We start from the raw sequence: 26,407 nt of genomic DNA, 5'->3' as shown, positions 1-26,407 counted from the left end.
CGGAACCCGCCCGGTGGGAGGGCCGCCGCACGGCCGGTGGGTGAGCGTCACGGCCCCGGATCACCGCTCGAACGGGGGATGGGACGGCCCCGTGCCGCCCCGGGCGGGACCACCCGGACGAGTGGGCGGCAAAGCCGCCGGGACCGGCCGGGCCGGAACGCGTCGGCGGGGGCGGATCCACCGGGACCGGCCGAAAACACGTGAGTCATGACAGTGGTGAACCGTAGGCTCGGTCCTGATGTCTGCCTCGATCCCACCCCCGCCACCCCCGGATCCCGACCACCCGCCGGATCCCTCCCGCCCCGCCACCGGTGCCGACGGAGGGTCCCCGAGCCCCGTTCCGGACGCCCCCGGGACCCCGGCGACCCGCGCGGGGGCCGACCCCGGCCCCTCCCCCGCCCCGCCGGCCGCCGGCGCCACCGCGACCACCACGACCGCCCCGGGAGCCGCACCAGCAGGGCGGCGTTCCACCGTCCGTTCCCTGCTCCGCCTGTGGCCCTACGTGCGACCGGTGCGCGGCCGGCTGTTCACCGCCGTGGTGGTGGCCGTGCTGGCCTCCTCCATGGCGCTGGTGATGCCGATCATCCTGCGTGAACTGGTGGACGGCCCCGTCGCCGACCGCGACCCCGGCGGCGTCCTGCTCGGCGGCCTGGTCCTGCTGTTCGTCGGCGTCGTCGAGGCCCTCCTGTTCGGCCTGCGCCGCTGGCTGGTCGCCCGCCCCCTGGCCCGGGTCGAGGCGGACATGCGCGGCGACCTCTACCGCCACGTGCAGCGGCTGCCGGTCTCCTTCCACGACCGTTGGTCCTCCGGGCAGTTGCTCTCCCGGGCCACCGGCGACCTCCAACAGCTCCGGCTCTTCCTGGCCTTCCCGCTGACCTTCCTGGTGGTCAACACCACCACCATCGTCATCGGCGCGGCGCTGCTGCTGGCCCTGCACCCGCCGCTGGCCCTGGTGGTGCTCGCTCCCGTGCTGCCGCTGATCGTGGTGTGCACGGTCTTCGAGCGGTACTACTCGGTGGCCGCCCGCCGCGCCCGGGACCAGATCGGCGACCTGACCACCGTGGTCGAGGAGTCGATCCTCGGCATCCGGATCATCAAGGGTTTCGGCCGGCACCGCAGCCAGGCCGCCGCCTTCCGGGAGCTGGCCGGGCGCTTGCGCGACACCGAGGTGCGCAAGGCCCGGCTGCTGGGCCTGTTGATGGGCGTCATCTTCTGCGTGCCCGAACTGTTCATGGGCGCCGTCGTGGTTCTGGGTGTGCTGCAGATCGCCTCCGGCGCCATCACCGCGGGCACCCTGCTGGCCTTCCTGACCATCGCGTTGGCGCTGCGGTGGCCGGTGGAGTCCTTCGGATTCCTGCTGGCCATGTCGAACGAGGCGGCCACCGCCGCCGACCGGTACTTCGAGGTCCGCGACGCGCGCGGGCCGGTGGACCCGGGCCCGGACCGCACTCCCCCGGTCCGTACCGACTCCCCCGACGACCGCCCCACCGGCGACGGCGGGACCCGGGAGGGGGAGGCGGGTCTGCGGTTCGAGAAGGTCGTCTTCCGCTACCCCGACGCCCCCGCCGGGGCCCCGCCGGTGCTGGACGGGATCGACCTGCACGTGCGTCCCGGCGAGACCATGGCGCTGGTCGGGGCGACCGGCTGCGGGAAGACGACCCTGACCGCCCTGGTGCCCCGACTGCACGAACCCACCGCCGGCCGGATCACCCTGGACGGCACCGACATCATGACGCTGCCCCGTTCCGAGGTCCGCCGACGGGTGGCGATGGCGTTCGAGGAGCCCACGCTCTTCTCGGCCACCGTCCGGGAGAACGTGCTGATGGGCGCGCACACCGCCCCGGACACCGAGGACCCGGGGCGCGGTGACCCGGCTCGCACCGGCACCCATCCCGGGGAGACCGACGGGCCCGAGGGCGCCGCCGACACGGAGTTGGAGCGGGCCCTGCGCATCGGCCAGGCCCTCGACTTCGTCACCGCGCTTCCCCTGGGTGCCGGGACCGAGGTCGGCGAACAGGGCATGAGCCTGTCCGGCGGCCAGCGCCAACGTCTCGCCCTGGCCCGCGCCGTGGTCGGCCGTCCCCGCTTCCTGGTCCTGGACGACCCGCTCTCCGCACTGGACGTGCACACCGAGGCACGGGTGGAGGCGGCTCTGCGCGAGGTGCTGAGCGGCACCACCGCACTGGTGGTCGCCCACCGCCCGTCCACGGTGCAGCTCGCCGACCGGGTGGCGCTGATGGAGAACGGCCGGGTGACCGCCGTGGGCACCCACACCGAACTGCTGGCCTCCAGCGCCGAGTACCGCCGACTGATGACCGGGAACGCCGAACCCACCGGGACATCCACCCGGCCCGACTCCGAGGAGGTCCCCGCACCGTGACCACCACCGTTCCCGGCGGCGGCCCCGGCCGGCCCCCCTCCTCCCGCGAGGACGCCCCCGGAGGCCCCGGCTCCCCCGGTACCCCGCCCGAACCGCCCGACGACGACCGGCCGCTCCCTTCGGAGCCGGTGCCCGGCCCCGACGACGCGGTGGCCGCCGACCGGCTGCCCGCCCCGCCCGATGCCCCGCGCCGCCTGCTCGGCTCCCTGCTGCGGCCCCGTCGCCGGGCCGTGGTGCTCGCCGCCGTCCTGCTGCTCGTGCAGCAGGTCGCCGTACAGGCCGGACCGATGCTGGTGGCCCACGCCATCGACCGGGGCGTGCCCGCCGCCGTGGCCGGTGACCACGGGCCGCTGGTCACCGTCGCCGTGCTCTACCTGATCGCCGCGATCACCTCCGGCCTGTTGATGAACGGCTACCTGCGGGTCGCGGCCCGAGCCGCCCAGGCCGTCCTGCTCGACCTGCGCGGACGCATCTACCGGCAGGGCCAGGCGTTGAGCCTGGACTTCCACGACCGGTACACCTCGGGCCGGCTGATCTCGCGTGCCACCAGCGACGTGCAGGCTCTGCGCGACCTGCTCGACGAGGGCCTGCAGGACCTGCTGATCGTCATCGTGTCGGTCGGCTACATCGGTGTCCTGCTGCTGTGGCTGGACCTCGGTCTCGGCGGGCTCGCCTTCGCCTCCCTGGTCCCCATGTGGGTGCTGGTGCGCAGCTACCGGCGCCGGGCCGGGACGATGTTCTCCAAGCGGTCCACCGCCATCGCGGCGGTGATCGTCAAGTTCAACGAGACCCTGAACGGGATCCGGCCGGTCAAGGCGTTCCGGCGCGAGCGACACAACGACACGCACTTCGCCGGGCTCAACGAGCGTCACCGGGACCTCAACGGCGGCACCATCCTGGAGATGGCCCGCTTCGTGGTGCTGGCCCGACTGACCGCCAACGTGGCGATGGCCGTGATCGTCATGTGGGGCGCCTACCGGGTGGCCACCGACGCGCTCGCCCTGGGCGCCCTGGCGGCGGGCGCCCTGTACATCAGGCGGCTGTTCGAACCCCTGGACCGGCTCGCCATGATCCTCAACTACTGGGAGTCGGCCGCCGCCTCGATGAACAAGATCGCCGGGCTGCTGGCCCAGCGTCCGGACGTCCCCGAGCCGGAGTCCCCGGAGTCGCTGTCGGAGCGGCCCGTCGACCGGCCCGGCCGCGAGGTGGTCTTCGAGGGGGTCCGGTTCGCCTACCGGACCGGCGGCGAGGTGCTGCCGCGCTTCGACCTGACCCTGTCCGCCGGGCAGACCGTCGCCCTGGTCGGCGCCACCGGCGCGGGCAAGTCCACCCTCGCCAAGCTGCTGGCCCGGCTCTACGACCCGGTCGAGGGACGGGTCCTGCTCGACGGCACGGACCTGCGGCGGTTGTCCACGCCCGAGCTGCGGCGCGGTGTGGTGATGGTGACCCAGGAGGCGTTCCTGTTCTCCGGCTCGGTCGCGGAGAACATCGCGCTGGGTCGCCCCGAAGCCGATCGGGAGGAGATCGAGGCCGCCGCCCGGGCCATCGGGGCGCACGAGTTCATCGCCGCGCTGCCCGAGGGGTACGACACCGACGTGCGCAGGCGCGGCGGCCGGATCTCCGCCGGGCAGCGGCAACTGGTCGCCTTCGCCCGGGTGCTGCTCGCCGACCCCGGCGTGGTGATCCTGGACGAGGCGACGTCCTCGCTGGACATCCCCGGCGAACAGGCGGTGCAGCGGGCCATGCTCACGGTGCTGCGGGACCGCACGGCGGTGGTCATCGCGCACCGGCTGTCCACGGTGGAGATCGCCGACCGGGTGCTGGTCATGGAGGCGGGCCGGATCGTGGAGGACGGCTCGCCAAAGGACCTGATCGCCGGTCGCGGGGAGTTCTCCGCGCTGCACCGGGCCTGGCGGGAGAGCCTGGTCTGATCCCGCCGCGCGCGGGGTGTCGGGGTCCCCGTGTCCCTGGTCCCGTGTCCCGGATGGGGCCGTCGCGCCGTCACCATCACGGCGACCCGGACGACCCGGACGACCCGGACGACCCGGACGAACGGCGGACCCTGCGGGGCGGACGCGGCGTCGCCGTCGTGCCCGCCCCGCACCGGCACCGGCACCGGCACCGGCACCGACTCAGCGCAGCAGTACGCCCGCCTCGTGCTCCGGCACCTGCTCGACATCCATGCTCGGCAGGGCCACCAGCCCCAGCTCCGCCCGGGAGGCGAGCATCGGGTGCGACGGCAGGATCCGCACGGTGTAGCCGAAGGGCCCCGAGCGGTCCAGCGTCAGCTCGCCCTCGTAGGTCCAGCGGCCCTCCAGATCGGCACCGCCCAGCGGTTTGAGCGGGACCACCCGGGGGTCGGCGAGGGTGTCGTTCTCGTCCACCCGGCCGGTCACCGCCTGCACCTGCACGGCGTCCGGGTCCAGTCCGCCGAGGGCCACCCGCACCCGCAGCGGCACCATGCCGCCGAGGACCGGGGGCTCCTCGCCGGAGTCCACGTGGTCCACCGAGACGCCGGGCCACTCCCGGCGCACCCGATCGACGTAGGCCGCCAACTCGCGGGCCGCCTCGGCGTCCAGCTCCCGATGGGCGCGGGCCGCCGGGGAGTACAGCTCGCCGACGTACTCGCGCACCATGCGCTCGGCCAGGACCTTGGGGCCCAGCCGGTCGATGGTCGCGCGGACCATCTCCATCCACCGGGGCGGCGGTCCGCCGTTGCCGGCCCGGTCGTAGAAGCAGGGCGCCACCTGCTCCTCGAGCAACCCGTACAGTGCGGCGGCCTCCACCGCGTCCCGCCACTGCGGGTCCTCGGCGGCCATCCCGTCGGCGGTGGGGATCTCCCAACCGAAGTCCTGGTCGGCCCACTCGTCCCACCAGCCGTCGCGCACCGAGAGGTTGAGGCAGCCGTTGAGGGCCGCCTTCATCCCGGAGGTGCCGCACGCCTCCAGCGGGCGGATCGGGTTGTTGAGCCATACGTCGCAGCCGGAGTACAGGAAGCCGGCCATCGCCATGCCGTAGTCCGGCAGGAAGACGATGCGGGTGCGCAGCCTGGGGTCGTCGGCGAACTTCACCAACTCCTGGATGAGCCGCTTGCCGCCCTCGTCGGCCGGGTGCGCCTTGCCCGCGACGATGATCTGCACCGGCCGCTCGGCGTGCGTGAGCAGCCTCTTCATCCGCTCACGGTCGTTGAGCATCAACGTCAGCCGCTTGTAGGAGGGCACCCGCCGGGCGAAACCGAGGGTGAGCACGTCCGGGTCCAGGACGTCGTCGATCCAGCCCAGCTCGGCGCGGGCGGCACCGCGCTGTCGCCAGGAGACCCGCAGCCGCTCGCGCACCTCCTGGATCAGCCGCTCGCGCATCTCGCGCCGCAGCTCCCACAGCTCCGTGTCGGACATGTCGCCGGCCCGGACGTCGCGCATGGCGTCGTCGGTCCAGGTGGGGGCGTGCACGCCGTTGGTGATGGAGCCGATCGGCACCTCGGAGGGGTCGAAGCCCGGCCACAGCCCGGAGAACATCTCCCGGCTGACCGAGCCGTGCAGCGTGGAGACACCGTTGCAGCGCTGCGCGGTGCGCAGGCCCAGGGCCGCCATGTTGAAGGCGCGCGGCTGCCCCTCGGCCGGCGGCTGCCCGCCCGGCGCGGCGGTGCCCTCCGGTTCCCGACCCAGTTCCAGCAGCCGGTCGCGGTCCAGCGAGGCCAACTCGGCGTCCGGACCGAAGTGCCGGGCGACCAGTTCCTCGGGGAAGCGGTCGATGCCCGCCGGGACGGGGGTGTGGGTGGTGAAGACGGTGCCGGCGCGGACGGCGCGCAGGGCGGCGTCGAAGTCCAGCCCCCGCTCCTCGCCCAGTTCGCGGATGCGCTCGGCGCCCAGCAATCCGGCGTGGCCCTCGTTCATGTGGAAGACCTCGGGCTCGGCGTGCCCGGTGATCCGGCAGTAGGCGCGCAGCGCCCGGACGCCACCGATGCCCAGGAGCATCTCCTGGAGCAGACGGTGCTCGCTGCCGCCACCGTAGAGGCGGTCGGTGACATCCCGTTCGGCGGGGTCGTTCTCGGCGAGCGAGGAGTCCAGGAGCAGCAGCGGCACCCGGCCCACCCGGGCCTGCCAGATCTGGGCGCCCAGCGAGCGTCCGCCGGGCAGGGTCAGGGCCACCCGCACGGGGGTGCCGTCCTCCTCGGCGAGGAGGGTCAGCGGCATGGCGTGCGGGTCGAGCACCGGGTAGTGCTCCTGCTGCCAACCGTCGGCGGAGAGCGTCTGGCGGAAGTAGCCGTGGCGGTAGAGCAGGCCGACACCGATCAGCGGAACACCGAGGTCGCTGGCGGCCTTGAGGTGGTCGCCGGCGAGGATGCCGAGACCACCGGAGTATTGGGGCAGCGCGGCGGTGATGCCGAACTCCGGGGAGAAGTACGCGACACAGCGCGGCAGTTCCGCACCCTCCTGCTGATACCAGCGGTCATCGGTGAGGTAGTCGCGCAGTTCCTCTGCGGCGACGCCGAGGCGGCGGAGGAACCCGCGGTCGGCGGCCAGCTCGGCGAGCCGGGACGCGGAGACCGTGCTGAGCATCCGCACCGGATCGCCCCCGGCCGCGGTCCACCCCTCGGGATCGACCGAGCGCAGCAGCTCTCGGGTCTCGGGGTGCCAGGACCAGCGCAGGTTCAGCGCCAGTTCCTGGAGCGGGAGCAGGGACTCCGGAAGGACGGGACGAACGGAGAATCGACGAATGGCCTTCACCATTCGAAGGTAACGGCGAGGCCGGGCGTGTCGCGAGAGTTTCGGGAGGATTGGGCCGGCGGAGGGACGGCGTGTCGGCCCGGTTCCCGAGGAACGAACGCCGCGCCCCGGAGAGCGGACACCGTCGGCGGGGGCGGAATCACCGCCTTCTCGGGCGGAACCAACCCCCCGGTGGATCGGGGAGTTGACTCCGATGGCGGTTTTCCGGGGGTTTCCGATGAGTTCTCCTTCACGACATGAAGGCGCCGACGGCCGGCCGGTTTCCGCCCCCGAACCCTTCCCGTGCCCGCCCCCGGGCACCCCGATCGGCCGTCACCCGACCGCCGGGGCCGGCGCCGGAACCGCCACGGGCCGAGAGGCCCGGCATCGTTGATGCCGACGGGACGGGCACGGTCGCCGACCGGCTGCGAGGGAACCCCGGCGCGGTGGCCGACCGGGAGGACCACGGCGCGCGCAGGTCGGCGACTCCTCCGGCGTGTACGCCGCGCACGTCGCCCTGTCGGAGGCCGGCACCTCCATCCCGCTGTACGACATCGGTCGGGCCGAGGACCGCGTCACGGTGGCCCGATGGGGCGGATGGGCTCCCTGTCCGACGCTCCGGTGAGGACTTCCGAACCATTCCGGAGACGGCGCCGAACCACCTCGCGGTCGACGGATCGGGAGACCGCCCCGGCGGGCCGGCTCCGGTGTGACACGCGGCCGGGCTCCCGGTCATCTCCCCCCGCCGGCGGCGCCCGCCGGGGGCGGGGACGGGATCACGGGGCCGGAAACCGTCGCTTCACCGCCGGGATCATCGGGGAACAACGCTGTGGGAGCCGGGCTTCGGGGTTCGGCGACAGGGCCGGTCCACCCGGGGGCCGACCGGTCACGGGGGAGGCGTCGGAGATGTTGTGGTTCTTCGCGTGGGCCATCTGGGGTGTTTCGCTCCTGTGGAGCCTGACGGTCGTCCTGCGGCTGTGGTGGACGGAAGAGTGGCGACAGCGCCGGTTCTGGCGGCATCTTCGCTCGATCGCCCTGTTCGGCACCTTCACCCTGTGGATGCACGCGTTGCCGTTCGAGTGGACGAGGTGCCCCGGACCCGGCGGCGGGGTGCCCGAGGTGGAACTGGCCTTCCCCGTGATCGCCACCTGCGACGGCGGCCCCAACCTGACACCACTGTGGCTCAATTCGGCCATCATCCTGTTCGCGCTCTGCACCGTGGCGACCGTGGTCGGCTCGATCCTCACGAGGCCCGATCACCGGAGGAGGACACCCCGCCCTCCATGGGACCCGGGGCTCCCGCCCCTCCGCCGGCCCGGAACACCGACCGACCCCGACCCCGACCCCGGCGGGGACCGCCGGCGCCGGGGTCGGTCGCGCGGACTCAGGGGGTGAGGGTGGCGCAGGCGTAGCGGTCGCCGGCGTCACCGGTGGCGAGGGTGGTCTCGTCCGGGCCGGGCTCGTCGGCGTCCTCCGACTGGTAACGGTCCGGGATGTGGGCGAAGTTGTCGCGGTCCTCGTGCAGGATCACCGCCACCCCCTCGTCCGGGAAGTCGTCGAGGGTGAAGCGATCCGTGACGAACATGGCCTCCGCCGTGCCGTTCTCGATGACGAGCAGGGCCGGCATGTCCCCGACATGCCCGGGGTGCTCGGCGTCGGTGAAGTTCCAGTGCCCGCCGGCGGTGGTGAACGGCCCGTCGGGGGCGTCGGCCTCGCACACGGCCGTCTCGTGCAGATGGAAACCGTGGAAACCGGGGTCCACGGTCAGGTCGGTCAGCGACACCTCGCCCCGGACCGAGCCGTTGTCCTCGCTCAGCGAGAGGGTACCGACCGACTGCCCCTCGGTGTTGATCAGTTCGCCGATCAGATCGTCCGACGCGTCGTCCTGCTCCACGGCCGGGGCGGCGGCGGGTTCGGTGGAGGTGTCGGCCGCGCAGGCCGTCGCTCCGAGGAGGACGACGGCCGCGATCGCGCTCGCGTGGCGGACCCGGGTGGCTGGTGTCATCTGGGGTTCTCCCTGGCGTGGGGGTGGGGGCCGCTCGGACGGTGTCCGGGCGACCCCCATCGATACCGCACCGGGAGGGGGCGGAACGCGCATGACGGACGGGGCGTTCGGGTGAGCCGCGAACGACCGTCCGGTTACCCCGGCCCCACTTTCGAACTCCCGCAAGCACGTTCGGTGACTCGCCCTCATGGGTACACCTGACGACCGCAGGCGGCACGGTGCGTCTTCCCCCGCCGGAACTCGGTCACGGGGTGCCGACACCCTTCCCCGGCCCGGTGGGTGTCTCCCCCGCCCCCTCGCCCGCTTCGACACCGGACGCCGTCCGGATCATCGCGTCCGACTCCACCGGGCACTCGGCACAACCGTGGAGGTGGACGACCCCGGCAGGGGTGCGGATCGTCCCGACCCACACCACCGGCACATCGGGCCGCCGACAGGACAACCAGCGCCTCCCGATCGTCCGGGCGCCGCCGCGCTCCGCCGGACGCGCCCGCGGGAACCGTGACGCGCCGGGGACGGCGGGCCCGGGCGTGACTCCGCCGCCCCCGACGGCGGCGCGCCCGACCGGGAGATCGGAAAGCGGCACCGGGCCGATCACGCCCGCTCCTCCCCCGACCCGCGGCCCGGCCGGTGCTCCGATCCCCGACCCGCCCCCGGTCGGGTGCCCGCTTCCGGGCCGGCCCCGTCAGCGCACCGGCCTGGACCGCCTTCCTCCGCGGGGTCGGGCTCTCCCGACGCCCCCGCGACCGGAGGCCCGGGGCTCCGGCCCGGCCCGGTCCTCGTCGCGGGGGTGGGCGGGATGGACGACGCCGGTCTCCCGGACCGCCGGGACCCCACCCTTCGAGGCGTCGATGAAGTGTCGGAAGGTGCCGGTGATCCCGAGCAGCCGGTTCGGAGCCGGCTGACGGTTGTCCGGGTGCGGCGTGATCCCCGCCGACACCACCCGGCGGTGGAGCATGAGCAGGATGGACGGGACCATGGAGTCGCAGACACCCGGCTCGGCGCGGTCCAGGTGGAGTTCGCGCGGTTCGGGGCACGCGCCCATCTCCCCGATCACGGTCTCCGGAAAGTCCTCGGAGGTGTCGTAGTCGAGGTCACCGGAGATCGCGACGTGGCGGGCGTGCGGCTTCCTCACGGCCCGGATGAGGAGGAGGTTCCGCGGCGGGAACGTGGTCATGCGGGGATCTCCGGGTCGAGGACGGAGACGGCCGGGTGGTCCAGCAGCGTATGACGTCCCCGGTCGAGCAGACGGACGGCCCGCGGCAGGTCCTTGAGACGGTGGGTCAGCAGGTCCATCACCGGTGGCAGGGAGTGCGCGGGTACCCCGCGGGTGGCCGGGACGCCGGCCGTCCGGTGGATGAAGCCGGTGAACAGGTCGTCGTCGTCGGTGTAGAGGGCGACGGCGAGGAAGTCGATGATGTGCGCGATGTCCTCGGCGGTGCGCCGGTGCCGGGCACGGGAGTACTCCCGCATCGGCGGGAAGCGCTCCTCCAGGCCGGTGAGGATCTCGCGCACCAGTCGGGAGGCGGAGCGGGTGACCAGGGTGTACTCCTGGTCGGTGAGGTGCGGCAGGTCGTCCACCGCCTGGTGCGGCGGTGCGGGGTGTGGCGGGAGGCCCGCGTCCAGGCGGTCGGCGGCGATGCGGGCGTCGGGGGCCCACATGTCCGCACCGAACATCCTGGCGTAACGGCCGTCGGGACCGAACGCGGCGCCGCCGACCAGTACCGGCACGCCGGCGGCCCGGCAGGCCGTGATGGTGGCGTGGGCGGTGGGCAGGCGGGTGGCGATGGAGCCGGAGAGCGCCACCACCTCCGGCCCGGTGAGGTGGAGCCGGCTTATGAGGTGGGCGGTGGGCACCCGGGCCCCGAGGTGGTCCACCCGCCAGCCGCGCAGCTTGAGGACCTCACCCAGCAGGCGGCCGGGCAGGGCGTGCCACCCACCGTCCACGCAGGCGATGGTGATCCGACCCCGGGTGGGTTCGCGGTGCACCGCCGGGTGGCGGGCCAGTGCCGTGATGACGCGCTCGTTGATGGCGGTGGCGGCGTGTTCCCGGGCCACGCTCATCCGGTTGGCGGCCCACTCCTCGCCGACCTTCCGCTGGACGGCGCCGACGACGTCGAGGAACAGCGTCTCGGGTCCCACTCCGGCGTCGAGCGCGGCCAGGGTGGCGTCACCGGCGCGCCGCTCGTCCCCGTGCCACACGGCCTCCCAGAGACGGTCGGCCCACTCGGCCGGCCCGGTTCCCGCGTCGAGGGGGGCCCGGGTACGGGTCTCGGAGGTCATGCGGTGAACCTGCCCCGTCCGTGACCTCCCACCGCACTCAGATGCGCGCCACGCGGTGCCGTGATGGCGACGACGGCCATGTCGTCGTGCCGCCCGGTGCCGAGCCACTCGGAGACGAGCATCCGCACCCGTTCCACGATCGCCTCGGCGGGTATTCCGGCGCACTCCGTGAGGGCGGCGTGCAGGCGCTCCTCGCCGAAGAGTTCGTCGCCCAGAGGCCCGCCCCGCGCCTCGGTGATGCCGTCGGTGAACAGCAGACAGCTCTCACCGGGGGCGAGTTCCGTGGTGTGGGTGTGGGCCTCGATCCGGGGTAGGGCGCCGACCAGCATGCCTTTGGTGTCGGCCTCCTCGATGCGGCCGTCGGCGCGCACGATCAGCGGCCGCGGATGGCCGGCGCTGGTCAGGCGCAGGCGGACGTTGCCGTCGCGGCGCACGGCCGAGGCGAGCACCAGGGTGACGAAGCGGGTGTGGCGGGAGTCGAGGAGCGCGCCGTTGAGCAGCCGGAGCACCCGCTGGTGGTCATCGGCCATCGGCAACAGGGCGTGCAGGGTGTTGCGGATCTTTCCGGTGAGGACGGCGGCCTCGAGACCCTTGCCGCAGACGTCGCCGAGGACGGCGAGGGATTCCTCTCCCTCCGCCGTGGCGGGGTGGACATCGTAGAAGTCGCCGCCGATGCGTTCCTCGTCGGCGGAGGGGCGGTAGCCGCCCGCGAACTCGACCCCGTCCACGTGGTGCAGGGGCGGGGGCAGCAGCTCCCGCATGAGGATCTCCGTTATCGACGCCTGCTCGGCGTAGAGCCGGGCGGTGGACATGGCGGCGCCGGCACGGGCGGCGAAGAGTCGTGCGAAGACCTCCTCGTCGGCGTTGAAGGAGGCCCGGCCCACGCGGCGCAGCAGAACCAGGGCCCCGGCCGGGACGCCGTGGCCCGGCAGCGGGGTGACCACCAGGGAGCCGACCTCGCCGAACCCCTCGGGCACCACCCAGTCGGGGGCGGAGGCGGGGTCGATCCAGCGGGAGGGCACGGGCGGGAAACCCTGCAGGGCCTCGGTGAGGCCGGGCACCTCGGAGGAATCCACCGCGAGGCGGGCGCGACGGGGCTCGCCGCCGTGGGCGCAGACGGTCACGGGGTGCCGTCGTCCGGAGCGGGGCACGATCACCAGGGCCGCGTCGGCGAGGTACCGGGCCGCGAGGCGGGCGGTGACGTCCATGCACCGCTCGAGGTTGAGGGAGGAGAGCAGCAGGTTGGACGCCTCCGCCAGGAAGGCGGTGCGTTCGCGTTCCACCCGCAGGGCGTCGGTGGCCAGGCGGTGGTCGGTGTCGTCCACGAACCACCAGACGACACCGCCGTCATCGTGGCGGGTGGGATGGGCCTCGTAGACGCGGTCACCCACGGGGCCGCTGACGGCGGGCGGCGGTGCGCCGGCACCGTCCCCCACCTGATGGGGAAGGAATCCCCGATGGTGGGCGGCGGAGAGCCACCGCGGCACCACCTCGGTCAGTCGGGCGCCCGGATGGGCGTCGGGGAACAGCACGCCGGCCGCGTGGTTCGCCTGACGCACCGCGCCGTCGGCGTCCACCACCACCACGGGGTAGGGCGCCGTGTCCCAGGCCGCACCGTTTTCCTCGGTGCCGCCGGGTCGGTCGGAAGTTTTCGCGAAATTCTCCACGGTCGGGAGCCCCCAGTGTGGGCTCCTTCACCTCTTCACCACTGGTACAACTGTTTCCTGCGGGCAACGATCGCGTACATACCCCCTCACCGTAATCTTCCCCGGCGTTTTCCACCCTCCGTGACTCCCGTGGAACGGGGAGGCGTCGGCGGGCCCCACAGCCCTTTATTCGGGGTGCGGAATTTTCATTGTCCTCTTTTTTCGACTCGGAAAAGCGTTTTGGGGAGGAACTCGGGAACTCCTTGGGGTTCCGGCGGGGATCGGGGCCGCACGGGTCACGGCCGTGGCGAAGGACCATCCACCGTGGTCAACGAACCTGTGCGCGGGCATTGTTACCCCTCCCGCACCCGCCCCGAATGTCCCGGCCGACCCCTCTCCGTCCCGTCCACCGGCCCGGGCGTGTCGGGAGGATGGGACCTCCCGGGCACCCGGGGCCGGCTGCCCGGGAACCGGTGGCACAATCCGGTGGCGCGACCGGACGAGGCGACTCGGCGGTGGAAAGTCGTCGCCCGTTCGCGGTCCGCGTGATTCCCCTCACCGGCGCCCGCGTCGGCCCCGCGCCGCGGTCGCGGAAGAATCCGCCCCGGGCCTCCACGGGCACCGACGCCGGATTCCCGCTGGAGCCGTTGCGACAACCCACTCCCGGAACCGAGAGATCCCGGCGGTTCGACGGAAAGGCATAGGCGGGAACGAGCCATCCGTGCTCCCGGGAGGACCGGGAGACGTCGAAGATGTCGTGGGCCGTGACGTGCGGCGCGGTGGTGAAGGTCAGGACCGGCAGATCCTCCCCCGTGTGAGCATCCGGAAGTCCCCCGGTTCCCCGACGCCGCCGGCCGGGGTGCGGGCGGCCTCCCGGATGGTCCGCTGCACGGCGCGGAATCCCTCCCGCCCCGGACGGACGGAGGTGAGACACCGCGCGGCCACCTGTGCTCCGGGGCGGGAGAAGTCGAGGGCGAAGGTGGGCGTCCCGCCGCCGAGGTGGTTCGCCCGGAGGGCCGACTCTCCTCCGGCAGGTGCTCCGGGGAGCGCCGAGCATGTCGGCCGCGGGGCTCACCGGCCCGTGGAAGGGGTTGACGGGCCCCGCGTTCCGCTCGGGGCCCTCCGCTCCGTCACTCTCCGCCCGATGAACGGCCACGACCTTCTCCTCGCCCGGGGCCCGACGCGGACCGATCACCGGAGTCCGACCGTACGACCACTCGGCCCCACCGGCACCCGGGACGCGGCGAACGGACGGGGTCCCGGCCGGCCCCCGCCGGAGCCGCACATCCGTGCGGGGGCGCGTCGGGGGTGGCGCGGGAGGCGGGGCGGGGCAGGATCGCCGGGAAGGACCCACCGGGGGATACGGGCCCCGGGTCCGCCCCCACCGACACCGGGGCACCGGGACCCGGGGCACCCGGCGGGACGGGAACGCCAGGGAAGGGAAGACCCGCGTGAACGCAGCACTCACCCCCGACGGCGAGGACGGCACCGCCGGTGTCGGCGGCGGACGTCCCGGAGCGGACGACGAGGCCCCGGTCATCCGGGGCAACATCCCGGGCTCGTTCCCCCGGAGCGTGCTGGAGGAGCGCCATCCCGCGCTGGTCGACCGGGTCCGCCGGTCCTTCCCTTACGGCGCGGAGCAACAGCGGGCGCTGGACGTGCTGCTGACCGAGATCGACGGCGGGGACATCACCCCCCTGCCGGCCGACGCGCACGAGCACGAGCAGTGGGCGGAGTGGGGGTACCCGCACCACGGCCGTCGGTGGTTGGACGTCCCGTTCCTGTGGGCCGAGAGCTTCTTCTACCGGCGCCTGCTGGAAGCCGTCTCGCACTTCGGCCCCGGCCCGTGGCGCGGGCTGGACCCCTTCGCGCCGGTCAAGCACGCCGAGCTGCGGAGCGGGGGCGTGGACACCCTGTTGGAGGTCCTGCACGACCTGGGCGCGCGCCCGGCGGAGGACCGGTTGCGGGCGTTCCTGCTCGCCTCGGTGCAGGCCAACCGGGCCGACCTGAGTTTCGAGATGATCTCCGGCGGCGGTCTCGGCGAGGGCGAGGCCGCCTTGGTGGTGGACGAGATCACGGCGGCGCGGGAACTCCTGGAGCCGGGACCGGAGGGGCCGGGGACGGTCGCGGTGATCGCGGACAACAGTGGTCGGGAACTGATCGCCGATCTGGCCCTGATCGACCACCTGTTGGTGCACGGCCTGGCCGGCCGGGTGGCTCTGCACGTGAAGCCGGCGCCGTACTACGTCTCGGACGCGGTGCTCGCGGACGTGATGCACGGCGTGCGGCGGCTGTCCTTCGGCCCCGGGCGCGCGGCGGGCATCGGGGAACGGTTGTGGGAGGCGATCGGGACCGGGCGGTTGACGATCTCCGCCCATCCGTTCTTCTGCGCGCCGCTGTCCTTCGCGGAGATGCCCGCCGACCTGCGGGCCGGGTTGGCGGAATGCTCGGTGACCCTGCTCAAGGGCGACCTGAACTACCGGCGGCTGGTCGGGGACCGACTGTGGCCGGCGACCACGCCGTTCGCGCCGTTGGTGGCGCACTTCCCCTCGCCGCTGGTGGCGCTGCGGCTGTTGAAGTCGGACGTGGTGACGGGGCTGTCGGCGGGGACGGTGAACCGACTGACCGCCACGGAGGACGGCTGGCGGATCTCCGGCGCCCACGCCGTCGTCCAGACCGCCGGCGGCTGACCGGCGGTCGCCCCGGGACAGTGTCGCCCCGGTGGGGGCGTCCGGGCCGGGGACACGACGCGTCGAGGTGCCGGGCAGCGGCCCCGTCCTCGCCGAACCCCCTTGCGGGCAACGCCCCTCGATCACCCCCACCGGCGCGACACCGCCGGGGAGAGCCGGCGCTCGCCCCGGCGACGAAGAGCGCCGGATATGGGAAGGGGCCGGCGGAAGCGGACCGAAGGGGCGCGCCGGGGGTGGGAGCCCGATGGCACCGAGGGGCGCCGGCGCGTTCCCGAAAGGCCTTTCGCGACGGGAACCGGCCGTTCCCCCTCCGCTTCGTTTGACCGGCGGGTAAACCAAGCCGAGGAAGCGCCGAACCGTCCGCAAACCGGCGATAACACCGCTGGTCGGGGGCTTACCGGCGGGTTCGGGACGGCCGGATTCGCATCCTTGACCCGTCCATGCCATTCGGCCACGATGTGCCCCGCGCGCCCCACCGACGCGCATCCCCCCGCCCGTCGCACTGGACACCCCCGGAGACGCGATGCGAATACCCCTGCGCGGCCGCTTCACCGCCACCGCCGCCGCCGCCCTCTCACTGGCCATGGCCGTGACCCTCGGGGCGCAGGCCGCCGCCGTCGGCACCGACGCCGCCCCCGACACCCGGACCACGGCCGAGGAGATCCCCGGCGTCTACGAGGTGCGCGGCGTCTCCTCCGCCACCCAGCGTTCCGTCCTCGCCGCCCACGGCGTGTCCATCGACGCGGTCGACGACCACTCGGTGACCGTCACCGCCGACAAGGCCACCGCCAAGCGGCTGCGGAGCATGGGCTACCTGCTGGATGAGATCCCGCAGGCCGTGCCGGACGCCCTTCCGCAGGACGCCTCCGGCGGTGGTGACTTCTCCGTCACCTCCACCCCCTCGCAGTACACCAGCTACGCCCAGATGACGGCGACGGTGAACTCACTGGTCTCCCGCCACCCGAACCTGATGACCCGCCAGGTCATCGGCCGCTCGCACCAAGGCCGCGAGATCATCGCGGTCAAGATGAGCAACAACGCCCGGGTCGACCACAACCGTCCCGAGGTGCTGTTCAGCCACAACATGCACGCCCGTGAGCACCTGACCACCGAGATGGCGCTCTACCTGATGAACGAGTTCGCCACCGGGTACGGGCAGGACTCGCGCATCACCAACATGATGAACACCCGTGAGATCTGGATCATCCCGACCCTCAACCCCGACGGAAAGGTCTGGGACCAGGACTCCGGTACCTTCCGGAACTGGCGCAAGAACCGGCAGCCCAACTCCGGCTCCACCGCCATCGGCACCGACATCAACCGGAACTTCGCCTACCTGTGGGGTTGCTGCGGCGGGTCCTCGACCAACCCGGCCAGCGACACCTACCGGGGCCCGAGCGCCGAGTCCGCCCCCGAGACCCGGGTGCTGACCAACTTCGTGCGCAGCCGGGTGATCGGCGGCCGCCAGCAGATCACCGCGCACATCGACTTCCACACCTACAGCGAGCTGATCCTGTGGCCCTTCGGCTACACCTACAACGACACCGCGACGGGTCTGAACCAGGACCAGCACAACGTCTTCGCCACGGTGGGCCGGCAGATGGCCGCGAGCAACGGTTACCGGCCGCAGCAGTCCAGCGACCTGTACATCACCGACGGCAGCATCAGTGACTGGATGTGGGGTAACCAGCGCATCTGGTCCTACACCTTCGAGATGTACCCGAGGACGGCGAGCCAGGGCGGCTTCTATCCCCCGGGCAGCGTCATCAACCGGGAGACCGCGCGCAACCGTGAGGCCGTGCTGATCCTCCTGGAGAACGCCGACTGCATGTACCGCTCCATCGGCAAGCCGCAGCTCTGCACCACGTGATGAGGCGCGCCGCCTGATCCCGTGCCGCCCGCTCCACCGCGCGGCCGGTGTCCTCCCGCCCCACCGGGAGGACACCGGCCGCGTGCCGTGTCCGACCGCGGAACGGAAGGCGGGCGGGCGGGCGGTCCGAACGGGGCCCGGGACGAAAGGCGGAGGGAAGACACCGCGCCGGTCCGGGGCTCCGGACCGGCCGAGCGGGTGGAATGGGGTGATGACCTCGTCACGGAAACCGTCCGTCCCCCCGGGCCCCGACACCCCGGATGTCCCGAACGCACCCGACACCCCCGACACCCCCGAGGCCCCCCGGCCCCCCGGGGCCGGGGCGGACCTTTCCGACCGTCTGGCCCGGGAGCGGAACGTCTGGCTGTGCTGTGTGCGCGCCGACGGCTCCCCGCACGTGACGCCCGTGTGGTTCGTCTTCCTGCGGGAGCGGTGGTGGATCGGCGTGCACGCCTCTTCGGTGAAAGCCCGTCTGGTGGCCCGTTCGGCACGTGTCTCCCTGGCGCTGGAGGACGGTGACCGTCCGGTGGTGGCCGAGGGGGAGGTCCGCGTCCACCGGGAGGACTTCCCACCGGAGGTGGTGGCGGCGTACATCACCAAGTACGACCGGGACCCCCGGGAGCCCTACGAGGCGGGCGAGCGCACCCTGCTGCTCGAGGTCGGGGTGCGGCGGTGGCTGATGCGCGGCGAGGCCCGCTGAGAGGCGCGGGCCCCGGTCGCGCCGTCCGGAGGGACGGAGCGACCGGGGCCGCGCCGCGACGCCGCCGGGAGGGCCCGGCGGCTCACTCCTTGAGCAGCGTGGGGGCCAACTCGGTGGTGGGGGTGACGGTGCCGTCGGCGATGCCCTCGGCCCAGTGGCAGGCCACCTTGTGCCCGCCGCCCACGTCCCGCAGCGCGGGGCGTTCGGTGTCGCAGCGGGTCTCCTGCCGCCACGGGCACCGGGTGTGGAAGCGGCAACCGGTGGGCGGGTTGGCCGGTGAGGGCAGGTCGCCGGTGAGCAGGATGCGCTCGCGGCTGTCCTCCACCTCGGGGTCGGGGACCGGCACCGCCGACATCAGCGCCCTGGTGTAGGGGTGGCGCGGCTCGGAGTAGATCTCGTCGCTGGGTGCCTCCTCCACCAGGGCTCCCAGATACATCACCCCGATGACGTCGGAGATGTGCCGGACGACCGCCAGGTCGTGGGCGATCACCAGGTAGGTGAGGCCCATCGACTCCTGGAGTTCCTCCAGCAGGTTGATGACCTGCGCCTGGATGGAGACGTCCAGGGCCGAGACCGGCTCGTCGCAGATGATCAGATCGGGCTCCAGGACCAGCGCCCGGGCGATACCGATGCGCTGCCGCTGCCCGCCGGAGAACTCGTGGGGGTAGCGGGACAGGGAGCCGGCGGGCAGACCGACGCGCTCCAGGATCTCGGAGATCTTCGCCCGGCGTTCCTCGCGGTTGGCGCCGATGCCGTGCGCGGCCATCCCCTCGGCGAGGATGGACTCGATGTTCTGCCGGGGGTTGAGGCTGCCCAGCGGGTCCTGGAAGACCATCTGGAGACGGCGGCGGGAACGACGCATCTCCTCCTCGGGGAGCCGGGCGAGGTCGGTGCCGTCGAAGACGGCGGCGCCGTCGGTGATGTCCACCAGCCGCAGCACGGCCCGGCCCAGGGTGGTCTTGCCGCAGCCGGACTCGCCGACCAGGCCGTAGGTCTGTCCCGCCTCGACGCTCAGCGAGACGCCGTCCACGGCGTAGACGTGCCCGACGGTGCGGTCGAAGAGGATGCCCTTGCGGACCGGGAAGTGGACCTTGAGGTCCTTCAGCTCGAGCAGGGTGGTCATGCGGGGGTGTCCTTCCCGGGTTCGCTGCCGGGTGTCGCCCCGGGGTCGGTGTCGGGGGTGCTGCCGGTACCGGCGTCGGAGACCCCGTCGTGCCCGGGGATGCCGGAGGTCGCGGCCCCGGACGGGGCCTCGGTGCCGGCGGCCGGCCCACCGGCCGCCCCCGGGTCGCCGCCCTCCTCGGCGGAGGCGTCCATCACCGGGGTCTCCAGCAGCGGGGTGTGCAGGTCGGAGCTGTCCAGCACCGGGTTCACGCACCGCACCAGGTGACCGGGCTGCCCCAACCCCTCGGGTTCCACCAACGCCGGGGTGCCCTCCAGACACTCCAGGGTGTAGTGGTCGCAGCGGGGCGCGAAGGCGCAGCCGTCGGCCCAGGCGATGGTGTCGTTGATCGAGCCCCGGATGGGGCTGAGCGGCTGCCCGCGCGGGGCGTCCAGCCGGGGGATGGAACCGAGCAGCCCGTGCGCGTAGGGGTGGGCGGGGTCGGAGAACAGCGGGCGCCGTTCGGCGGCCTCCACCACCTTCCCGGCGTACAGGACGTTGACCCGGTCGCAGAGCCCGGCGACCACACCGAGGTCGTGGGTGATCATCAACAGGGCGGTGCCCTCCTGGTCGACCAGTTCCCTCAGCAGTTCCAGGATCTGTGCCTGGATGGTGACGTCCAGGGCGGTGGTCGGCTCGTCCGCGATGAGCAGCCGGGGCGCGCAGGCCACCGCCATGGCGATCAGCGCGCGCTGCCGCATGCCGCCGGAGAGCTGGTGCGGGTACTCCTTCAGTCGCCGGTCCGGGTCGGGGATGCCGACCCGGTCCAGCAGGGAGACGGCCTCCTTGCGGGCGCGTGCCCCCCTCATCCCGCGGTGCCGGGTGAGGATCTCGGTGACCTGCACGCCGATCGGGACGACCGGGTTCAGGGAGGACAGCGGGTCCTGGAAGATCATCGCCAGTTGCCGACCGCGCAGATCGCGCATCCGGGATTGGGAGAGGGTCAGCAGGTCGGTGCCGTCGAAGTCGACCCGGCCGCCGAGCCGCACGCCCTTGCGGGGCAGCAGCCCCATCAGGGCGAGGGAGGTGACGGACTTGCCGCAGCCGGACTCGCCGACCAGGCCGACGACCTCGCCCTGCGCGACGTCGAAGGAGACGCCGGAGACGGCCGTGACGTCGCGGCGGCCCCGGGCGGTGAAGGTGACGGACAGTTCGTCCACCGTGAGCAGTGCCATGCCCATCAGCTCCGCAGTTTCGGGTCGAGTGCTTCCCGCATGGCCTCGCCCAGCAGGGTGAAGCCGAGCGCGGTGATGATGATGCCGACGGCCGGGTAGACGGCCAGCATGGGCGCCTGGTCGAAGAAGCGCTGCGCCTGGGCGAGCATGACGCCCCACTCGGGTTGCGCGGCGTCGGGGTTGCCCAGTCCGAGGAAGGACAGGGCGGCCGCCTCGATGATGGCGGTGGCCAGGGCGAGGGTGGCCTGGACGATGACCGGGCTCAGCGAGTTGGGCAGCACGTGGGCCATCACGATGCGCCGGCGCCGCACGCCCAGGGCCCGGGCGGCCAGCACGTAGTCGCTGCCGCCCTGCGCGAGCATGGCTCCGCGCAGCAATCGGGCGAAGACCGGGATCTGCACCACACCGACCGCGATCATGACGGTGGTCAGGCTCTGCCCCATGACCGCGGCGATGCTGACGGCCAGCAGCAGGGAGGGCAGGGCGAGCATCATGTCGATGAAGCGCATGATGACGGCGTCCACCCGCTGCCCGGTGCGTCCGCCCAGGACCAGGGCCGCACCGGAGACGCCGCCGATCAGGGCGCCGACGGTGAAGCCGATCAGGGTGGCCACGACACCGACCAGCAGGGTCTGGCGGGCCCCGACCAGCAGCCGGGAGAACACGTCCCGACCCAGGTGGTCCAGGCCCAGCCAGTTCTCCCCGCGCGGGCCGACGAACAGGCCGCGGTTGGGGAAGACCTCGCCACGCCAGCTCTGGGCGGTGGGGCTGTACGGCGCGATCCACGGGCCGATGATCGCCAGGATGACGAAGACCGCGATGACGCAGGCGCCGATGATCGCCATCTTGCTGGTGCGCAGTCGGCGGAACGCCTCGACCCACAGTCCGGCGCCGGTGGTGGTCTCCCGGCGCGCGGTGAGTTCGGCGAGCCGGTCGATGCGGTCCACCTTGCGGGACGCGCGGCGTGAGCGCTCGCCCTCCACGGGGGCCGGCCCCTCGGACTGGTGGGGGACGGCCGGTGTACCCGACAGCTCCGGGGTGCCCGGGGTGTCCGTGGCGTCGCGGTCGTCGGGGTGGTTCGGGGTGTTCGACACAGGAGAACCCATCAGTGCACCCGCACTCTCGGGTCGATGACGCTGTAGGCGAGGTCGACCAGCAGGTTGATCAGCACGTAGATCAGCGCGATGAAGAGGATGAAGCCCATCAGGACCGGGTAGTCGCGGCCGTCGATGGCGTCACGGATGAAGGAGCCGATGCCGCCCCAGGAGAAGACGGTCTCGGTGAGGACGGCGCCCGACAGCAGGCCGCCGGTGAGCAGGCCGATGGCGGTGACGACCGGCAGGAGCGCGTTGCGCATCACGTGCCGGAGCCGCACCACGCGCTGGTGCAGGCCCTTGGACTCGGCGGTGCGCACGTAGTCCTCCTGAAGGACCTCCAGGACACTGGCGCGGGTCATGCGGGTGATGATCGCCAGCGGGATGGTGGAGAGCGCCAGGGCGGGCAGCACCAGATGCCACAGCGCGTCGCCCGAGGCGTCCAACTCGCCGGTCAGGATGCCGTCCAGGACGTGGAACCCGGTGACGTCGGTGGCGTTGATGCCGGTGGATTGCCTGCCCACGCTGGGGAACCAGCCGAGGACGACCGCGAAGACCTCCTTGAGGAGGAAGGCGAGGAAGAACACCGGGATGCAGATGCCGATCAGGGATCCGGTGACCGCGCCGATGTCGAGCCATCCACCACGCCGGCGGGCGGCGAAGTAGCCGAGCGGCACACCGATGACGATGGCCAGGAGGATGGCGGCGAGGGCGAGTTCGACGGTGGCGGGGAAGCGCATCGTGAACTCCTCCCACACCGGCCGGCCGGTGCGGATGGAGGTGCCGAGGTCGAGTTCGACCAGGCGGCGCAGGAAACGGCCGTACTGCACCCACAGGGGTTGGTCGAGTCCGAGCAGGGCCTCCGCCTGACGGCGGTCGGCCTCGGTGGCCCGCTCACCGAGCAGCGCGGCGGTCGGACCGCCGGGCAGTCGGTGGAGCCAGATGAAGAGCAGAACCGACAGGCCGATCAGGGTGGGGATCAGCTGTAGGAGTCTGCGCACGATGAGACGCAACACGGGAGTTGACGCGCCTTTCTCGGGTGGGTCACGCGGTGCGCGCGCGGTGGTTCACGTGGTTCGGCGGTGGCCGAGGGGGCGGTGGGCCCGATGGGGCGGTGGGCCCGATGGGGCGGTGGGCCCGATGGGGCGGTGGGCCCGATGGGCCGGCGCGGCACACGGGTGGGCGCGGCGGACGGCGGGAGAGGCGGATGGTGCGGAGGGACGGGCCGAGCGGGTCCGCCGAACCGCTCCCGGACCGGCCTTCCGTGGGAAGGCCGGTCCGGGAGGCGGCGGTCCGCCCGACCCCGGCGGGAGGCCGGGGTCGGGCGGTGCCGGACGGCGCGCGGGGCGGTCCGACCGGCGCGTGCCCGCGGTGGTTACTTGAAGGAGCCCTCCGCGAACTTCTCCTGCGTCAGCGGGGAGACGGTCGGCGGGTTCACGTTCTCGGCGAACGCGATGGAGGGCGGCGAGGAGGAGATCGGGACGCCCGGCAGGAAGTCCATCACCAGCTCGTTGGCCTCCTTGTACATCTCGACGCGGGTCTCGACGTCGGGCTCGACCGCCGAGGCGGCGAGGGCGTCGAAGATCTCGTCGTTGCGGAAGCCCCACTCCTTGGAGTAGCCGTCGAACCAGGTGCCCAGGAAGTTGTAGGCGTCGTTGAAGTCACCGGTCCAACCGAGCAGGTAGATGTCGCAACCGCCGTCCCGGGTGGTGTCCAGGTAGTCGGGGGTCCACTGCATCGGGCGGGGCTCGACGGTGATGCCGACCTCTTCCAGGTCCGACTTCATCAGCTCGAAGAGGTCGGCCGGGGAGGGCATGTAGGGCCGGGTGACCTCGGTCGGGTAGCAGAACTCGAGGGTGAGGTCCTCGGCGTCGGCCTCGGCGAGCAGGTCCCGGGCGGTGTCCGGGTCGTAGTCGTAGAGGGTGACGTCGTCCGAGTAGCCCTCGATGGTGTCGGGGACGAACTGGGTGGCGACCACGCCGCCCTCGGGCAGCTGGGTGTCGACCAGGGTCTGCCGATCCAGCGCGTGGGCGATGGCCTGCCGGACCCGCAGGTCCTCCAGCGCCTCGTTGCTCTCCTGCGTGAACGCCATGTAGAAGATGTTGAAGACGTCACGGGTGGGCACCTGGAAGCCGGCGTCCAGCAGGGTGTCCACGTCGCCGGGGGCGACGAGGTCGTAACCGTGGATCTCGCCGGTCTGCAGGGCCTGGCGGCGGGCCGCCTCGTCGGAGATCGTGCGGAAGACGATCTCCTCGAAGCCCGCGGTCTCGCCCCAGTAGTCGTCGAAGCGGGTGATGGTCACCTCGCCGCTGGACTTGTTCCACTCGGTGAGCTCGAACGGGCCGGTGCCGGCGATGGTGCCGGCCTCCTGGCTGTAGTCCGGCATCGAGATGGCGTCGCCCTCACCGCCGGCCTCGTCCTCCTCGTAGGCCTCGATGGAGTTGGGCGAGTGGATCGCGAAGGCCGCGAGCGAGAAGGCGCCGGGGTAGACGGCCGAGGGCTCGTTGACGCTGATGACGGCCGTCAGGTCGTCGGTCGCCTCGCACCCCGCGTAGTTGCTCTCCGGGGTGTCCTCGCTCTCGTTCTCGGCGAAGCCACCGAACTCGGCCTGCCAGTAGTAGGTGAGCGCGGTCGACTGGTAGGTGCCGGTGAGGTTGTACCAGCGGTCGAAGTTCTGGCAGACGACCTCGGCCGTGAGCTCGGCCCCGTCGTGGAAGGTCACCCCGTCCCGGAGGAAGAAGGTCCACTCGGTGCCCTCGTCGTTGCTCTCCCACTCCTCGGCGAGGCCGCCGACCAGCTCCGAGCCGCCGGACTCGTGGTCCAGGAGGGTCTCGAGCACCTGGCGGGAGATACGGAAGGTCTCGCCGTCGCTGGCGAGGAAGGGGTCGAGGGACGCCGGGTTGCCGGCGGCGCCGAAGACGAAGCTCTCCGTGGAGGCCGCGTCGTCCGACGTGTCGCGTTCGCTGCTGCAGGCGGTCGCGACCATGGCGATCGAAACCGCCGCCGCGACAGCGGCAGCCTTGGATCGGGCTATCTGCATCATCCACCTCAGGGGTTGGCGGTGGTAGGGCCGGTTCTGGTGGCCGCAGATTACTGCGCAACCCCATAGTTGTGAACGGCCGGCAGACGGGCGAGACCGAGCCGCAACCGGCCCTCCTTCCTACGGCAACCTTTCCCCCGCGTGTTCCGCTTGCGGTGACGGGGACGAAGGGCCCGACCGCGGAACAACACCATCGATGGCCACACTCCGAAATTTCTCGACAACTCGGAGTCACCGTTGATGGGGTCGGAAAAATTTCCGAGGGGCGCGGCAACCTTCCCCGGGTCGGCGGCGACCAGGAAGTGCACACAGCAGTGCACAGCGGCACACGGAACCGAACATCCGGTTCGGCCCGGCCGCACGGGGCACACCGGCGGCGGTCCTTCCAACCACTCTCCGGCTACTCGCCCCACCACACCCTCACACCCCCACAAGCGAACGATCGGAACATCGAATGGCACAGCACAAGTCGCGTCGCATCAAGCGGCGCGCGCTGCTCGGCGGCGTGGGCGCGACCGCCCTGATCGCGGGCGCCGCCGTGACCGGCACCATGATGTCCTCGGCGAGCGCGGCCACCTGGCCTTCCGCCAAGGGCGAGGAGAAGGTCACCAAGACCATCGAGGTCAAGGGCACCTTCGACGGCGGCGGCAAGCGGTACATCCCCGTCGGCCTCGGCAACGGCGGACAGGGCGAGAGCCAGAAGCCGGTCTTCAAACTGGCCGCCGGCGCCACCCTGAAGAACGTGATCATCGGCGCGCCGGGTGCGGACGGCGTGCACTGCCAGGGCTCCTGCACCATCGAGAACGTCTGGTGGGAGGATGTCGGCGAGGACGCCGCCACCTTCCGCGGGGACAACAACGCCGTCTTCCACGTCAAGGGCGGCGGTGCCCGGAAGGCCTCCGACAAGGTCTTCCAGCACAACGGCGGCGGCCGGCTGACGGTGGAGAACTTCGCCGCGGAGAGCTTCCTGACCCTGTACCGCTCCTGTGGCAACTGCGGTACCCAGTACAAGCGTTCCGTCACCTTCAAGAACGTCGAGGTGAAGGCCCCGGGCACCCGGCTCGCGGGGATCAACACCAACTACGGCGACACCGCGACCTTCCAGGGCGTGACGATCCTCGGGGACTCCTCGAAGAAGATCGTGATCTGCCAGAAGTACGAGGGCAACAACGGCGGCAAGGAGCCCAAGCGACTGGGCACCGACGCGGACGGCAAGCACTGCGTCTACAAGGCCTCGGACATCACCTACAAGTGACGTCCGACCCCCGCCCCGCGGCGGGGGATCGACCCCGGTACGGACCGGGGCCCACCGACGCGCGTCGGCACCCGATGTCTCGGTGCGACACCGGGTGACACCCACGTCGGCGGGCCCCGGCTCCGCCGAACTCCCGGACACCCGGGTCGACCCCCCGTCCGCGGCTGGTCGGGGAGTGGGTCGCCGAGCGACCGCCCCGCCCCCCGACCCCACCCGGGGAGCCCCACACCCCCGGGCGGGAACGAACACCCCCCACACCGGCGGGGCGCCGTCCTTCCTCCTTCCCCTCCACGGGAAGGACGGCGCCCCGCCCCACCGGCCCCGGCCGGTCCCCGGAGGAGGCCCCGGAGGAGGCCCCGGGGGCCGGCCGGTTCCACGTTTCCACCGGTTCGCGCCCTCGG

The 26,407-nt window shown here is 72.5% G+C and carries 17 protein-coding genes and 1 pseudogene; 8 read left to right on the top strand and 10 right to left on the bottom strand.

The window, feature by feature from the left end; genetic code table 11:
* The first annotated feature begins 238 nt into the window (after nucleotides 1-238).
* Together LZF96_RS12745 and LZF96_RS12740 are read left to right on the top strand one after the other, a co-directional pair.
* Nucleotides 239-2,380 carry an ABC transporter ATP-binding protein gene (locus tag LZF96_RS12745; protein WP_233870483.1) on the top strand — a complete coding sequence of 714 codons (2,142 nt, stop codon included), beginning with the start codon at nucleotides 239-241 and terminating at the stop codon, nucleotides 2,378-2,380.
* Nucleotides 2,377-4,311 (top strand): ABC transporter ATP-binding protein, encoded by a 1,935-nt coding sequence (locus LZF96_RS12740; RefSeq protein ID WP_374203211.1) that lies wholly within the window; start codon nucleotides 2,377-2,379, stop codon nucleotides 4,309-4,311. The genes LZF96_RS12745 and LZF96_RS12740 overlap by 4 nt, the downstream gene beginning before the upstream one ends.
* A 201-nt stretch (nucleotides 4,312-4,512) precedes the next feature.
* Here the strand turns inward: LZF96_RS12740 and glgP are convergent, their stop codons facing one another.
* The gene (gene glgP, locus LZF96_RS12735; protein WP_233870480.1) at nucleotides 4,513-7,107 is read right to left on the bottom strand and encodes an alpha-glucan family phosphorylase; all 2,595 of its coding nucleotides are present in this window, start codon (nucleotides 7,105-7,107) and stop codon (nucleotides 4,513-4,515) included.
* A gap of 475 nt (nucleotides 7,108-7,582) precedes the next feature.
* Here glgP and LZF96_RS26560 point away from each other — a divergent pair, with 475 nt between their 5' ends.
* Both LZF96_RS26560 and LZF96_RS12730 read left to right on the top strand, forming a co-directional pair.
* Nucleotides 7,583-7,711 (top strand): hypothetical protein, encoded by a 129-nt coding sequence (locus LZF96_RS26560; protein ID WP_267940811.1) that lies wholly within the window; start codon nucleotides 7,583-7,585, stop codon nucleotides 7,709-7,711.
* Between the two features lie 281 nt (nucleotides 7,712-7,992).
* Entirely contained in the window at nucleotides 7,993-8,481 is a 489-nt protein-coding gene (locus LZF96_RS12730; protein WP_233870477.1) for a hypothetical protein, read from the top strand.
* On the opposite strand, the gene LZF96_RS12725 is transcribed toward LZF96_RS12730, so the two are convergent.
* The 4 genes from LZF96_RS12725 to LZF96_RS12710 all read right to left on the bottom strand — a co-directional run bounded on the left by LZF96_RS12725 (nucleotide 8,471) and on the right by LZF96_RS12710 (nucleotide 13,041).
* Nucleotides 8,471-9,091 carry a superoxide dismutase family protein gene (locus LZF96_RS12725; RefSeq protein WP_233870474.1) on the bottom strand — a complete coding sequence of 207 codons (621 nt, stop codon included), beginning with the start codon at nucleotides 9,089-9,091 and terminating at the stop codon, nucleotides 8,471-8,473. The genes LZF96_RS12730 and LZF96_RS12725 overlap by 11 nt on opposite strands.
* A 685-nt stretch (nucleotides 9,092-9,776) precedes the next feature.
* Nucleotides 9,777-10,268: a hypothetical protein gene (locus tag LZF96_RS12720; RefSeq protein ID WP_233870472.1), complete on the bottom strand. Its 492-nt coding sequence runs from the start codon at nucleotides 10,266-10,268 to the stop codon at nucleotides 9,777-9,779.
* Nucleotides 10,265-11,374, bottom strand: coding sequence for a B12-binding domain-containing protein (locus tag LZF96_RS12715; RefSeq protein ID WP_233870469.1), 1,110 nt, complete (start codon nucleotides 11,372-11,374; stop codon nucleotides 10,265-10,267). Before LZF96_RS12715 ends, LZF96_RS12720 begins: the two co-directional genes overlap by 4 nt.
* A complete protein-coding gene (locus tag LZF96_RS12710; RefSeq protein ID WP_374203210.1) occupies nucleotides 11,371-13,041 on the bottom strand; it encodes a PP2C family protein-serine/threonine phosphatase in 1,671 nt (556 codons plus the stop codon). Before LZF96_RS12710 ends, LZF96_RS12715 begins: the two co-directional genes overlap by 4 nt.
* Before the next feature lie 1,430 nt (nucleotides 13,042-14,471).
* Between LZF96_RS12710 and LZF96_RS12700 the strand changes: the two genes are divergently transcribed.
* From LZF96_RS12700 to LZF96_RS12690, 3 genes are all read left to right on the top strand, one after another.
* Nucleotides 14,472-15,710 carry a damage-control phosphatase ARMT1 family protein gene (locus LZF96_RS12700; RefSeq protein ID WP_233870465.1) on the top strand — a complete coding sequence of 413 codons (1,239 nt, stop codon included), beginning with the start codon at nucleotides 14,472-14,474 and terminating at the stop codon, nucleotides 15,708-15,710.
* Between the two features lie 523 nt (nucleotides 15,711-16,233).
* Entirely contained in the window at nucleotides 16,234-17,580 is a 1,347-nt protein-coding gene (locus LZF96_RS12695) for a M14 family metallopeptidase (RefSeq protein WP_233870462.1), read from the top strand.
* Between the two features lie 211 nt (nucleotides 17,581-17,791).
* Nucleotides 17,792-18,280, top strand: a complete 489-nt coding sequence (locus LZF96_RS12690; protein WP_233870458.1) for a pyridoxamine 5'-phosphate oxidase family protein — start codon at nucleotides 17,792-17,794, stop codon at nucleotides 18,278-18,280.
* Between the two features lie 82 nt (nucleotides 18,281-18,362).
* Here LZF96_RS12690 and LZF96_RS12685 read toward each other — a convergent pair whose 3' ends face one another.
* The 5 genes and pseudogenes from LZF96_RS12685 to LZF96_RS12665 all read right to left on the bottom strand — a co-directional run bounded on the left by LZF96_RS12685 (nucleotide 18,363) and on the right by LZF96_RS12665 (nucleotide 24,751).
* Entirely contained in the window at nucleotides 18,363-19,403 is a 1,041-nt protein-coding gene (locus LZF96_RS12685) for an ABC transporter ATP-binding protein (RefSeq protein ID WP_233870455.1), read from the bottom strand.
* A 224-nt stretch (nucleotides 19,404-19,627) separates the two neighbouring features.
* A pseudogene (locus LZF96_RS12680) lies at nucleotides 19,628-20,617 on the bottom strand (ABC transporter ATP-binding protein); the annotation flags it as partial.
* A gap of 5 nt (nucleotides 20,618-20,622) precedes the next feature.
* Nucleotides 20,623-21,600: an ABC transporter permease gene (locus LZF96_RS12675; protein WP_233870514.1), complete on the bottom strand. Its 978-nt coding sequence runs from the start codon at nucleotides 21,598-21,600 to the stop codon at nucleotides 20,623-20,625.
* A 122-nt stretch (nucleotides 21,601-21,722) separates the two neighbouring features.
* A complete protein-coding gene (locus LZF96_RS12670; protein WP_233870449.1) occupies nucleotides 21,723-22,727 on the bottom strand; it encodes an ABC transporter permease in 1,005 nt (334 codons plus the stop codon).
* Between the two features lie 359 nt (nucleotides 22,728-23,086).
* Nucleotides 23,087-24,751, bottom strand: coding sequence for an ABC transporter substrate-binding protein (locus LZF96_RS12665; RefSeq protein ID WP_233870446.1), 1,665 nt, complete (start codon nucleotides 24,749-24,751; stop codon nucleotides 23,087-23,089).
* A gap of 454 nt (nucleotides 24,752-25,205) precedes the next feature.
* On the opposite strand from LZF96_RS12665, the gene LZF96_RS12660 reads away from it, so the two are divergent.
* Nucleotides 25,206-26,006: a pectate lyase gene (locus LZF96_RS12660; protein ID WP_233870443.1), complete on the top strand. Its 801-nt coding sequence runs from the start codon at nucleotides 25,206-25,208 to the stop codon at nucleotides 26,004-26,006.
* Nucleotides 26,007-26,407: the final 401 nt, after the last annotated feature.

It is taken from the genome of Streptomyces sp. ST2-7A (genome assembly GCF_021390475.1).
Lineage (GTDB): Bacteria > Actinomycetota > Actinomycetes > Streptomycetales > Streptomycetaceae > Streptomyces.
Note: the sequence above shows the minus strand (reverse complement) of the source record. Positions and strands in the feature narration are given on the sequence as shown.